This window comes from Grimontia celer (assembly GCF_900055185.1).
GTDB lineage: Bacteria > Pseudomonadota > Gammaproteobacteria > Enterobacterales > Vibrionaceae > Enterovibrio > Enterovibrio celer.
Genome location: NZ_FIZX01000007.1, coordinates 50019 through 63181 on the forward strand (window position 1 = coordinate 50019; position 13163 = coordinate 63181).

Annotated in this window: 12 protein-coding genes; 9 read left to right on the forward strand and 3 right to left on the reverse strand. The window is 49.0% G+C overall.

The genetic code is table 11. The features are described 5' to 3' along the window. Window positions 1-121 precede the first annotated feature (121 nt). The gene (locus GCE9029_RS23365; RefSeq protein WP_062667417.1) at window positions 122-787 is read left to right on the forward strand and encodes a 7-cyano-7-deazaguanine/7-aminomethyl-7-deazaguanine transporter; all 666 of its coding nucleotides are present in this window, start codon (window positions 122-124) and stop codon (window positions 785-787) included. A gap of 130 nt (window positions 788-917) precedes the next feature. Next, window positions 918-1358 (forward strand): GNAT family N-acetyltransferase, encoded by a 441-nt coding sequence (locus GCE9029_RS23370; RefSeq protein ID WP_062667418.1) that lies wholly within the window; start codon window positions 918-920, stop codon window positions 1356-1358. Between the two features lie 235 nt (window positions 1359-1593). Here the strand turns inward: GCE9029_RS23370 and elbB are convergent, their stop codons facing one another. Further along, complete coding sequence (gene elbB / locus GCE9029_RS23375; protein WP_062667419.1) at window positions 1594-2244, reverse strand: isoprenoid biosynthesis glyoxalase ElbB; 651 nt, start codon at window positions 2242-2244, stop codon at window positions 1594-1596. A gap of 529 nt (window positions 2245-2773) precedes the next feature. Between elbB and polA the strand changes: the two genes are divergently transcribed. Together polA and spfP are read left to right on the forward strand one after the other, a co-directional pair. After that, window positions 2774-5569, forward strand: a complete 2796-nt coding sequence (gene polA, locus GCE9029_RS23380; protein ID WP_062667420.1) for a DNA polymerase I — start codon at window positions 2774-2776, stop codon at window positions 5567-5569. Between the two features lie 209 nt (window positions 5570-5778). Next, on the forward strand, window positions 5779-5826 hold the full coding sequence (gene spfP / locus GCE9029_RS27065; RefSeq protein WP_438356882.1) for a small protein SpfP: 48 nt from the start codon (window positions 5779-5781) through the stop codon (window positions 5824-5826). A gap of 610 nt (window positions 5827-6436) precedes the next feature. Here spfP and yihA read toward each other — a convergent pair. Beyond that, a complete protein-coding gene (gene yihA / locus GCE9029_RS23385; protein ID WP_062667421.1) occupies window positions 6437-7093 on the reverse strand; it encodes a ribosome biogenesis GTP-binding protein YihA/YsxC in 657 nt (218 codons plus the stop codon). 149 nt (window positions 7094-7242) lie between these two features. Between yihA and GCE9029_RS23390 the strand changes: the two genes are divergently transcribed. From GCE9029_RS23390 to hemN, 5 genes are all read left to right on the forward strand, one after another. After that, window positions 7243-7860 (forward strand): c-type cytochrome, encoded by a 618-nt coding sequence (locus GCE9029_RS23390; protein ID WP_062667422.1) that lies wholly within the window; start codon window positions 7243-7245, stop codon window positions 7858-7860. 676 nt (window positions 7861-8536) lie between these two features. Further along, a complete protein-coding gene (locus GCE9029_RS23395; protein ID WP_062667424.1) occupies window positions 8537-9184 on the forward strand; it encodes a class I SAM-dependent methyltransferase in 648 nt (215 codons plus the stop codon). Further along, window positions 9181-9726, forward strand: coding sequence for a Der GTPase-activating protein YihI (yihI, locus tag GCE9029_RS23400; protein ID WP_062667426.1), 546 nt, complete (start codon window positions 9181-9183; stop codon window positions 9724-9726). The genes GCE9029_RS23395 and yihI overlap by 4 nt, the downstream gene beginning before the upstream one ends. Further along, window positions 9727-10224 (forward strand): DUF2489 domain-containing protein, encoded by a 498-nt coding sequence (locus tag GCE9029_RS23405; RefSeq protein ID WP_062667428.1) that lies wholly within the window; start codon window positions 9727-9729, stop codon window positions 10222-10224. A 134-nt stretch (window positions 10225-10358) separates the two neighbouring features. Further along, window positions 10359-11732: an oxygen-independent coproporphyrinogen III oxidase gene (hemN, locus tag GCE9029_RS23410; protein WP_062667430.1), complete on the forward strand. Its 1374-nt coding sequence runs from the start codon at window positions 10359-10361 to the stop codon at window positions 11730-11732. Window positions 11733-12085: 353 nt separating this feature from the next. On the opposite strand, the gene add is transcribed toward hemN, so the two are convergent. Next, the gene (add, locus tag GCE9029_RS23415; protein ID WP_062667432.1) at window positions 12086-13090 is read right to left on the reverse strand and encodes an adenosine deaminase; all 1005 of its coding nucleotides are present in this window, start codon (window positions 13088-13090) and stop codon (window positions 12086-12088) included. Between the last annotated feature and the right edge of the window lie 73 nt (window positions 13091-13163).

A 13163-nucleotide genomic window follows, 5' to 3' on the forward strand; every position in this document is an offset into this window, starting at 1 on the left:
TGCAGCAGTTGGCATTCGCCGGAATTGATGTATAATTCGCCACCTTCTTAGGAGCCAGATCACAGAATCTGGTGAGTTGGTAATTTGGGTTCCCTCACCCCCAATGACAAAAAGGTTCACAATGAGCACTTTTACGCCCGCGCAACAGCGCAAAGCCCTCTCTTTCCTGGTGGTTTTCCACCTGGTTATCATTGCATCCAGTAACTACCTGGTTCAGCTGCCATTTACCGTTTTCGGGTTTCACACCACTTGGGGTGCGTTTACTTTCCCGTTCATTTTTCTGGCAACTGATCTAACCGTTCGCATCTTTGGTGCGGGCCTTGCGCGCAGGATCATATTCGCGGTCATGGTGCCGTCGTTGCTGATCTCCTATGTGCTGTCGGTTCTTTTCTACCAAGGCGAATATCAGGGACTGGGTCATTTGACTGAGTTTAATCTGTTCGTTGCGCGTATCGCTGCAGCAAGCTTTATGGCTTACCTGCTGGGACAAATCCTCGATATCCATGTGTTCAACCGTCTGCGCCAAACCAAGCAATGGTGGGTGGCACCAAGCTGTTCAACGCTGTTTGGCAATGCGATTGATACCTTGGCGTTCTTTGCGATTGCTTTCTACAACAGTCCGGATGCCTTTATGGCGGAGAACTGGGTGGAAATCGCGCTGGTCGATTATGCATTTAAACTGGTGATCAGCCTCGGCTTGTTCGTTCCTATGTATGGTGTGCTGCTGAACTATATTGTCAGCCGCATTACCCAGGTGAACGAAGCGGTTGAAACCAAACTGGTTTAACAGCGAAATCAACGCAGAATATTGAGGGAAAGAGAGTCGGTCGAAAGACCGGCTTTTTTTTATGTCCTATCTTCAAGCGCTATAATCGAATCACGAGCGTCTTGGCGCTGACTATTTCAAGGAATCCCTCATGATCATTCGAGAAGGCACGCTGGCGGAAGCTGTGAACGTGCTGAGCCAGATTGATGAGTTTGCCCATCAGGAAACCCTCACATCGTTAAAAAAACGTATTGGTGATAAACCATCACTGGTACTGGTTGCTGATATCGACGGCGAACTTTGTGGCGTCAAAATTGGCTATCAGTTAGATAACGAGTGTTTTTACAGTTGGTTGGGTGGTGTCACGAAGGCCGGTCGCCGTCGTGGTATTGCACAGGCATTGCTGCATGCGCAGGAACGTTGGGTGACAAAACATGGCTATACCAGTCTCAGGGTAAAGTCCCGTAACCGCTTTGCAGGCATGCTGTGTTTGCTGCTTAACAACCACTACCAGATTGAACATCTGGAGAAAAAAGACGCATTGGAGCAATATCGCCTTCATTTTGTGAAGAAAATCACACCTGTGGCATGAAGGTAAAAAAACAACCGAAATACTGCTTGCTAAATAGTAATGAGAATGATTATTATTTGTCTTGTTCGAGGGCAAGTGGGAAACTTACTTTCGAACACACGACATTGCTCACATTGCTTCCAGTATATGTTTTTGCATGAAACTGCTTACGTTGTGCAGTTGACCCTGATGCAGGCGACGCTTTTGCTCAAAGCGTCGCTTTTTTCTTTTCTATCTTTCCGATCTTTCTAAACGCTTACGCCAGTTCAACCAGCTTACTGACTAGCTTAGCGATCCCCGCATTTGCCTGACTGACAGAGGTGGCCAGCATGTATGCCGGCGTTGAGAGTAGGCGACGGCTTTGATCCAGCACGAAGTCATCCACCGGGCAATCGATGTGCTCACCGCCCATGGCGTTGAAAGCCGCTGCAGTCTGCGGATCGTTACCGATAGTCCCTTTCGCGCCAGGGCCATACACTTTCGGGATCAAGACTGGAGAGATACAAACATAACCAGCAGGCTTTTCCGCGGTGGCAAACGCCTTACACACGCGAAGCACTTCTTTCTCGATCTCCATTTCTTCGTCGCTGGTGGCAAAGGTGCTCAGGTTCTTCGCAACGCCAAATCCGCCGGGTAGCAGCAGGGCATCAAACTCATTCACATTGAGTTCGCTGAGTGGCTTTACATCACCGCGGGCAATACGTGCCGCCTCTACCAGAACATTGCGTGTTTCACCGGACTCTTCACCCGCGGCGTGATTAATTACATGGTGTTGGTTAACATCCGGCGCGAAACAATGCCAGGAAGCACCCGCCTGCTCAATGGCCAGCAGGGATAAAACGGATTCATGGATCTCTGCGCCGTCGTAAACACCACAACCAGCCAGAATGACTGCCACTTTCTTCATAAATGCGTCCTCATTATAAATTCGGGACAGGCAATCACCGCTTATTCCTAGCCTGTCAGCTCATCAATGCTAGGCTAGTTTATGAGCAAACTGGTAGGGATTTGAATCTAACCGGATCACATCCTTACAGATCGATAAAAGAAAATTCTTCTGGATAACTCGATCATGCCACTAATTTCTTTTTCCACAGTCGATGATCGGCGATCGATCCTGATCACGATCAATGACTTAAGGTTAAGTGCAAGAAAAATAAAAGGTAAAAATCTTTTCTTTATGACATTCCTAATCTGATCTACCGACCTGAAAATAAATACCAACAAACTTATCCACAGCGAATTTCAGTGAATGAGTTGTGTATAAGGCTTATGCACAGGGTAGGTGGAGTCGACTAAACAGTGGGGAATAATGGTGTAAATCCAAAGCGATCACCTTGGCATTCCTGAGCCGAAGAGCGAAATCTCGGGTTAACAGACTCCGGAACTCGTGGCATCCTTACCCATCAATCATTTTCCGGTTAGCTTATAACGTTATGGCGACGACTTCTGATAACCCGTTGATCCTGGTCGACGGCTCTTCTTATCTCTACCGCGCGTACCACGCTTCTCCCAACCTGACCAATGCGAATGGCGAGCCAACAGGTGCCGTTTATGGCGTGGTGAACATGCTGCGCAGCTTGGTGAAACAGTATCCGCAATCTCATGTGGCGGTGATTTTCGACGCCAAAGGCAAGACCTTCCGTGACGACATGTATGCGGAATACAAAGCGCACCGCCCGCCAATGCCGGATGATCTGCGCAGCCAAATTGCCCCGCTGCATCAAATCATCGAAGCCATGGGCTTCCCGATGCTGGTGATTGAAGGTGTTGAAGCGGATGACGTTATAGGAACATTAGCGGTGCAAGGTTCCAAAGCAGGGATGCCAGTTCTTATCAGTACCGGTGATAAAGACATGGCGCAGTTGGTGGATGAAAACGTCACCCTGATCAACACCATGACCAACGTGATCATGACGCCACAGGGCGTGCATGACAAATATGGCTTTGGCCCAGAGCACATCATCGACTATCTCGCACTCATGGGCGATAAAGTCGATAACATCCCGGGTGTTCCGGGTGTGGGTGAGAAAACCGCCACTGCGCTTATCGCTGGTATCGGCGGCCTGGATGCGTTGTATGACAACCTTGATAAGATCGCAGACCTTAGCTTCCGTGGCTCGAAAACCATGGCGAAGAAGCTTGAGGACAACAAAGAGAACGCTTACCTCTCTTATCAGCTTGCCACTATCAAGCTTGATTGTGAGTTGCCGTTTAAGCCGGAAGAGCTGATCAACCGCGCGGCAGATAACGACAAGCTGGTTGAGCTTTTCACTGAACTGAACTTCAAGCGCTGGCTGGCAGAAGCCCAAAGTGGTAACGCAGGTGTTGATGCCGTCGCAGAGCGCGCAGCTTCTGGCGCTTCATCAGCGAAATCGTCTGCCAAAGCAGAAGCGACATTCGAGGCCGCTGCGATTGATCGCGGCCAATACGAAACCATCCTTACAGAAGACGACTTCCAGCGCTGGATGGAGAAGCTGAAGAAAACCAATGTCGTGGCTTTCGATACCGAAACCGATAGCCTGGACTACATGGAAGCCAATCTGGTGGGGATTTCCTTCGCCGTTGCTGAAGGTGAAGCGGCTTACCTGCCGCTGACTCACGACTATCTGGATGCGCCGAAGCAGCTCGACCGAGACTGGGTGCTGGAAGAAATGAAAGCCTGGCTTGAAGATGCCGGTGCGCTGAAAGTCGGCCAGAACCTGAAATACGATGCGAGCGTGCTTGCTCGTTACGATATCGCGATGCGCGGCATTGCTTACGACACCATGTTGGAATCTTACGTGTTCAACAGCGTGGCAGGTAAGCATGACATGGACAGCTTGGCACTTCGCTACCTGCAGCATAAGTGTATCAGCTTTGAAGAGATTGCCGGTAAGGGTAAGAAGCAGCTGACGTTCAATCAGATTGAAATGGATCAGGCGGCTCCTTACGCGGCAGAAGACGCTGATGTCACCCTGCGTTTGCACAATGCCCTGATGGCACAGCTCAACAATGACGAGAAACTGAAAGTTATTTTCGAGCAGTACGAAATGCCATTGGTGCCAGTTCTTTCGCGTATTGAGCGCCATGGTGTGTTGATCAGTGCGGAAATGCTGGCGAAGCAATCTCAGGAAATTGCGATTCGCTTGGATGAGCTCGAAAAGGAAACTTATGAGATTGCCGGTGAAGAATTTAACCTGAGTTCACCCAAGCAGCTTCAGGCGATCCTGTTCGAGAAAATGGGTCTGCCAGTGTTGAAGAAGACACCATCAGGCACCCCTTCTACCAATGAAGAAGTGCTTCAGGAGCTGGCGCTGGATTACCCGCTGCCAAAACGCATTCTGGAATACCGTGGACTGGCGAAGCTGAAATCCACTTATACCGACAAACTGCCGAAGATGGTTAAGCCGGCTACTGGCCGTGTGCACACTTCTTATCATCAGGCAGTAACGGCAACGGGCCGTTTGTCATCAACCGATCCGAACCTTCAGAACATTCCAATCCGCAATGAAGAAGGGCGTCGTATCCGTCAGGCGTTTATCGCACCGGCAGGTAAGACCATTCTGGCAGTCGACTACTCGCAAATTGAACTTCGTATCATGGCGCACCTGTCTGGTGATGAAGCCCTGATTGATGCTTTCCGTCACGGCAAAGACATCCATGCGGCAACGGCTGCAGAAGTGATGGGGATTGATATCAGTGATGTCACCTCTGAAATGCGTCGCCGTGCGAAAGCGATCAACTTCGGCCTTATCTATGGCATGAGTGCGTTTGGTCTGGCAAAACAGCTCGGCATTCCACGTGGTGAAGCGCAGCAATACATGGAACGCTACTTCGAGCGCTACCCAGGCGTACGCCAATACATGGAAACCACCCGACTTCAGGCTGCCGAGCAGGGCTATGTTGAAACCATCTTTGGCCGCCGTCTTCACCTGCCGGAAATCAAATCCAGCAATGCCATGCGTCGTAAAGGGGCAGAGCGTGCTGCGATCAACGCCCCGATGCAGGGGACGGCGGCTGATATCATCAAACGTGCGATGATTTTGGTGGATGCCTGGATTCAAACCCAGCCTGAGGGTCGTGTGGCTCTTATCATGCAAGTACACGATGAATTGGTGTTGGAAGTAGATACCGAACACCTTTCTGACATTGAGCAACAGGTTTGTAAGTTAATGGAATCTGCTGCGTTGCTGGAAGTTCCGCTGGTCGCCGAGTCTGGTAGCGGTGAAAACTGGGACCAGGCGCATTAAATCAGGCGGTTGATTCCGACCTGACTCGCACAAATACTTAAAACTTAACGCGAAAAAAGCCTGCAATTGCGGGCTTTTTTATTCCTGTAATGAAACAAAATGAATACATCAGGTGTTCATTTCTATAATTTTATGAAAAAAAACTACGTAAAGGGTTTTCTTAATCGGCCATTTGATATACAGTAAGAGGCGTAGGGTACAGAGGTAAGATGTTCTATCTTTCAGACCTTTTGTTTCACGTTATTGGATTTAGCTGATTCAGCAGCCCCGGTTGACAAATGTCAGCCGGGGCATTTTTTATTGTGCTTTCCCTATCCTTTCTCTTTTCCATAATCATTCCAATATTTCCTTTTAATACAGTTAGTTAATGTTGTTAACTTTGGTGTATTTGTATTTTGTTACTGTTTATTAGAGTAAATACTTTAACTTGAGAGTGTTGGCGCTATAATGACCACTGCTTCTTGTTCTTGATGTGTCTGAGTGGTCTGCAATCCAACTTACGATAGGCGACTCACACGTTATTTCTGACCGAATTGAGCGATCGATTCGGTCTTTTTTTATCCAATCAATCCTGTAACTCACTTCCAAGATTCTATCTATTGGTATTTATACGATACGGATGATATTTCTTTTTAAAAAATAAGTTTTACGAATAAGAATAAAGTGAATAGAAATCATTAGGTTGAAATTTGATGGGTGTGAATTGCCTGCGCTTTGAGGCAAATATGGCAATAGTTTGGGCGGGGCGAACTTGCGGGGTTGGGGAAAATCACTGACACTAACTTTATAACGACTAAAAAAACCTCCTATTTCTCTCCCGTTACCCCACCTACATGGTGGGGTCTTTATTTTCAGCGTCCTGACAGATTAAGCGTCGTCGTTTTCAGTATCTTGCAGGTCTGGTTCTTGCGGGATTTCAAGTGCCGGAGCGTACCAACCATCCAGCTTTTTGCGCAGTTTATCGACACCAATACCCTTTAAAGACGAGTAAAGCTCAACTTCTACATCCCCGCCAAAGTCTTTGGCCGCTTCACGCACTTTCAGTAGCTCAGCTTTGCGCGCGCCACTTTTCAGCTTGTCACACTTGGTCAACAGCGCCAGTACCGGCAAGTTGCTGTCTACCGCCCAGAAAATCAAATCCTGATCCAGCTCTTTCAGCGGATGGCGGATGTCCATCAACACCACGAGGCCTTTTAGCTGGTTACGCTTTTGCAGGTATTCGCCCAGAGATTTCTGCCATTTCAGCTTCATTTCCAGTGGAACTTGCGCGTAGCCGTAACCCGGTAAGTCAACAATGTGGCATCCCTCATCCACTTTAAACAGGTTGATTAATTGTGTGCGACCCGGCGTTTTACTGGTTTTCACCAAGCTTTTTTGATCACAAAGCCTGTTTATTGAGCTAGATTTACCAGCATTGGAACGACCTGCGAACGCGATCTCGATGCCAGTATCGTGAGGTAAAGCCCTGATATCTGGTGCACTGGTAATAAAGTGGGTGTTTCGATAGTTGAGTGAAGAATTCACTGTTAACTCCGTCTCGACTTTATGTAGTCGACTGATTACTTTTATGTGAAATTGTGTAAAATGACCGTGCTCGGTTTTTGCTCGATGATTGTATCATGATGGCGTGGGCATCGTGGTATTGGAAGCTTGATAATTATAAATGGAATGTCATGAAGAGATTAGCGCTACTACTCACTTTATTCGCGAGCTTTACTGCCTTTGCACAAGGCGATGCAGAAGCAGGTAAAGCAAAATCAGCCACTTGCGCCGCTTGTCATGGTGCGGACGGTAACAGCGTCATTCCCGCCAATCCTACCCTTGCAGGTCAACACGAAAAATACCTTCTGAAGCAGCTCAAAGAGTTCAAATTGGGTATGACGACTGGTGGTGCACAAGGCCGTAACAATGCCGTGATGGCTGGTATGGTGGCTGCACTGTCTGAGCAAGACATGGCAGATTTGGCGGCATACTATGCGTCTCAAACAGCGAAACCGGGTACAACACCGGAATCTTCCATCGAAATCGGTGAAGAGCTGTATTTGGCTGGTGATCAGGAGCGCGGTATCGCGGCTTGTATCGCATGTCACGGCCCTCGCGGTAACGGTACCGCACTGTCAGGCTTCCCGAAAATCTCTGGTCAGCATGCTGATTACGTGAAAGCTCAACTAATGGCATTCCGCGACGGTCAGCGTAACAACGACCTAAACGGCATGATGCGCATTGTGGCGCAGAAACTGTCTGATAAAGAAATTGAAGCGATTTCTAATTATGTTGGTGGTCTGCACTAACAGATTGTGCAAAAGCAAAATTGCACAATAAGACGTGAAAAAGGCAGCATTCGCTGCCTTTTTTCGTTTGGGTTTCTTTTATTTCCCATGATCTTGTAAGCGATCGACCATTCTTTATAGAGAAAGGTGCGTAAAAATTTGTTGGTTTTTAATTTTTTCTTCTATATTTCAGAAAGATACTTTTCAAGTGCATTTGGTGATTGTTTGAATTGTGAGTTATCGCCTGTTTTGATAAGGGCGAAAGCGTAAACTTATTCATGTCGACAGGAGCACGACACGGAAAGGACAATCAGGACGATTTCGCAGGGCTGCGGCAAGGATTCAAACGGACTTTGGCTTAGGAAAGCCTCAGAGACCAGGACGTTATGTTGTCAGGATGGCATTCAGAAGTGTGAAGGATTCACACTCAGCATGGACCACCTTCAGGACGAATGGTTAGGACACACACCAGGATGGTGATGACGACAGGACGTTGCGAGTAATAACTCAAATAAAAATGGCAGGACGCCCGCGCTTAGAAGGACTCTTATTCACCGGGATGTGGTGTTACTGTTAGGGATGAAAACGGTAAATCCGTTCATTAGAACGCTATAGAGCGACAGGCTTTGCCTGTCGCTTTTTTCTTATTCAACTTTCTGCTACATTTCCCGCCATTCAATTTGGTGTAGAAATCCCCATGTCCCTTGAATGCCCTCTATGTAAATCTGCTGATATAGCCGATTTCGAGCAGGATAGACGTCGCCGTTACTTCCGTTGTCAGGAATGCTATCTGGTCTTTGCAGACCCTGAGTGCCTGTTATCACCGGAGGAAGAAAAAGCCGTTTACGACAAACATGAAAATGTCGTGGAAGATGAAGGCTATCGACGTTTCCTAAGCCGTCTCGCGACACCGCTTATGGAAAAAATGGGTGAGGGCGCCAAGCAAGGCTTAGACTTTGGATGTGGTCCCGGTCCGGCTTTAGCCGCCATGCTTGAAGAAGCCGGACACCAAATGGCTGTTTACGATCCGTATTTTGCGCCCAACCTCAGTGTGTTGGACGCTACGTATGATTTCGTGACCTGTACAGAAGCCATTGAACACTTTTATATGCCTCACAGGGAATGGAGACAATTGCTGAGCTTGGTCAAGCCGGGAGGCTGGTTAGCCATTATGACCAAGCTCGTTATTGATGCTCCAGCTTTCAAAAGCTGGCATTACAAAAATGACCCAACCCACGTGAGTTTTTTCAGTCGCGAAACGTTCCGCTTTTTGGCCGAGCGTGATGGTCTTGACGTGGACTTTGTTGGTAACGACGTAATTTTACTGAGGAAGAAAAACGAATGACCCGCAAGAAAAAAGCCCGCAAAGTTGGCTCTGAAGGTCCTGCGCAATACAGCGAGAAGTCGCTGACCAAAGAAGACATTGCTGCGCTGGCACGCAAGCGTAAGAGCAAGCGCAAAGGTCTGAAGTCTGGCTCACGCCACTCGGAAGGCAAAGCCGCGCAACAGCGTCAGGCGCAGGCACAACGCGACCCGCGTCTGGGCAGCAAAAAGCCTATCCAGTTGGTGGTAGAAGCCAAACCACATCCAAAATCTGCAGAAGCGAAGAAGGCCCGTCGCCTGAGCGCTGAGCAGGAATTGGAAATGTTGGAAAATGATGCGCAACTAAATGTGCTTCTCGACCGTATTGAAAAAGGTGACAGTTTGGGCGCAGGCCTTCAGCAATATGTTGATGAGAAGCTGGATCGCATCGAGGTGCTAATGAAGCAATTGGGTCTGTTCGAAGAGGACGAGCCTGAAGCGGAAGAAGCACCGAAGAAAAACAAACGCCGCGGCGATGACGATTTGCTGGCGGAGTTTGAAAACTTCAAATTTGACCAGGAGTAAGTGTTGGAAATTCTTCCTATAGGTGTTGTGGCACTTGGTGGTGCCATCATTCTCGGTTTGGCTGTTTATGCAGGTTGGTTGTTGTCGAAACTTCGCCATCAAACCAAAATGCAGGAAAAGGCGATGAACGCCGCGATTAAACAACGCAACGAGAAAATCATTGAGAGTGTAGATGTGATTGCCATGGCGACACTGCAAGAGCAGTGCGACCTGTCAGAAGCGGCTATCCGCCTTTACATGATCATGGACCACCTGCAGGGAGAGAAGCGTGTAGAGTTCCCAGAGCGCTTCCCCGCACTTTACGAGCTGTATGATGTGGTCAAAGACATGCCACGCGGCGATGCGCGTAAGAAGATCGAAAAGCGTGAACGTATGCGCCACGACATGGAGCGCATGAAGGCGGAATCCCGACTGCAGCAGGCCATTCATACTGAGCTTGAAGAAATCCTTGCATTCACTGGTGCGAAAATGACGCCAGTGCGTACTTTGGCGAGTTAACGACTTACCCTTAAAGGTACGATCTGACCAACAATTTTCCCGTTCCTTGTGCGGGAACAATTCTTAGCAGCCGGAGAGTGTGGCAGAATTAGCCAACTTACACTTTCCGGTTGTTCATTTTGGCGGGAACATACATGTCTAAGCAGCAAATTATCTGGGATCAGGCACTGATCGAGAAGTATAACTACTCAGGGCCGCGATACACCTCTTACCCAACCGCACTGGAATTCCATGAGGTTTTCACGGCGGCTGAGTTTGATATGGCGTGTACCCAATACCCGGATCGCAATCTGTCGTTATACGTGCATATCCCGTTCTGCCACACCCTTTGTTACTACTGTGGTTGTAACAAGGTGATCACCCGTCATGCGCACAAAGCGGATCAGTATCTTGATGCGCTGGAACTGGAAATCCGTCAACGCGCTTACTTGCTTCGCGATCGCAACGTGACACAACTGCACTGGGGCGGCGGCACGCCAACCTTCTTGACCAAGGAGCAGATCTCCCGTCTGATGTCCCTGCTGCGTGAAGAGTTTCGCCTCAATGCCGATGCAGAAATCAGTATCGAAGTGGATCCGCGTGAGATTGAACTCGACATGCTCGACCACCTGCGCTCTGAAGGCTTCAACCGTCTAAGTATCGGCGTGCAGGATTTCGATAAGACAGTTCAGAAAGCGGTGAACCGTGAGCAGGATGAAGACTTCATCAAAGCCATGGTGGTGCGTGCCAAAGAATTGGGTTTTCGCTCGACCAACCTGGATCTGATTTATGGCCTCCCGCACCAAGATAGTGCAACCTTTGCTAAGACATTAGAGCAGGTACTGACCATGCAGCCGGGCCGTCTGTCGGTCTTCAACTATGCGCATTTGCCACAACTGTTTGCCGCGCAGCGGAAAATCAAAGAAGACGACCTGCCATCGCCACAGGAAAAACTGGCGATGCTGGAGCAAACCATCAGCACCCTGACTGGTGCAGGCTACCAGTTTATCGGTATGGACCACTTTGCCTTACCGAATGATGAACTGGCGGTAGCGCAGCGTGAAGGCGTCCTCCACAGAAACTTCCAGGGTTATACCACCCAAGGTGATTGCGATCTGCTGGGCTTAGGTGTGTCAGCGATTTCCATGATTGGTGATTGCTATGCACAGAACCAGAAAGAGCTGAAGAAATATTACGGTCAGGTCGACGAGCAACGCCATGCGTTGTGGAAAGGCGTGATGCTGGATGGTGATGACTTGCTTCGCCGCGAAGTCATCAAATCGCTTATCTGCAACTTCACCCTGGACAAACGTGCGATTGAACGTGAGTTCGATGTTTCCTTCGACACCCACTTTGCGGAAGATTTGGATTTACTGCAGTGCTTTGTCGATGACGAGCTGGTAACCGTTGATGCAGATAGCGTCAAAGTAACACTGAAAGGGCGCCTGCTGATTCGCAACATCTGCATGTGCTTCGACACTTACTTGCGTGACAGAGCGCGTCAGCAGCAGTTTTCCCGTGTGATTTAATACTGTCTAACGCCACAAGAAACGAAAAAAGCCGCTGATAGCGGCTTTTTTGTTGGCTGTTGATGGGGCGTTATACGCCGCTGCCGATGCTGAAAATAGCCAGCACCACAGCCAGAGCTGCCGCTGCCAGTTGACCTGGGCCAGCAGCAACAATTTCATTTGCGGTAAACAGTGCGTCGAACATGATACTTCTCATCCGGCGTAAATATGGGTTTTCAACCAAGGGGATTATCAAAGCAAAGGCTTTGCATTGACCTTGGTTGCTTAAAATTCGGCGGCATTCTACTTGAGTTTTGAACAAAAAAACACCGGCTTTTGCCGGTGTTTTCAGGATATTTTTCAGTTAAACCGGATTAACCGCGCGATACCGCTTTGGCTTTCAGCTCCGCTTTTTCGCTATCAGACAGGAACGCGATTTCCATGCCGTTCGCTTGAAGCTGAGTGATTTGCGCTTCGCTCAGACCCGCCTGCGGTGCGGCCACTTCGTACTCGTAAGGCAACTCGATACCTGATACTGCAGGGTCATCGGTGTTCAACGTTGCCAGAATGCCATGTGCCAGGAATTGTTTCACTGGGTGTGCTTCCAATGAAGCCACGGTGCTGGTTTGCACGTTAGAGGTCAGGCAAGACTCAATACCGATACGGTTCTTCGCCAGAAACTCCATCAAAGATGGATCTTCGATGGCTTTCACGCCGTGGCCGATACGGGTTGCGCCCAGCTCATTGATTGCCTGCCACATGCTTTCCGCCCCTGCCGCTTCGCCAGCGTGCACAGTCACATTCAGGTTAGCTTTGCGGACTTTGGCAAAGTGGTCGTTGAACTGGTGACCCGGTTGGCCCAGCTCGTCACCGGCCAAATCGATAGCAACCAGGTGTTCTTTCAGTGCCAACAACGCATCCAGCTCCTGCATGCAGGCTTCCACACCAAAAGTACGGCTCATGATACCAATCAGGTTGGTTTTCACGCCGAAGTCACGGCTACCAGCCTGAACACCATCAATCACTGCCTCCACCACACCTTGAACTGGCAGTTGGTGTTTCATCGCCATGTAGTAAGGCGAGAAGCGCAGCTCTGCATAGTCAATGCGCGCATTCAGGGCATCTTCGACGTTTTCATAGGCAACACGGCGGACCGCATCCAGATCGCCAAGTACAGCCACGCCCCAATCCAGCTTGGACAGGAAACCAACCAAATCCGGCTCGTTAGACATTACCTGAACGTGCGGGCGGAGTGCGTCGATAGTGTCAGCAGGAAGCGTCATGCCGAACTTCTGACCCAGTTCCAGAATGGTGTTAATACGAATATTGCCATCAAGGTGACGGTGCAGATCCGTCAGAGGAAGGTGGGTTGCGATCATGTGAATATCCTTAAATCAACTTTTGGCAAGTATAAGGACTAAATACAAGGTCGTCAGTAGGGCTGGGAAAGGA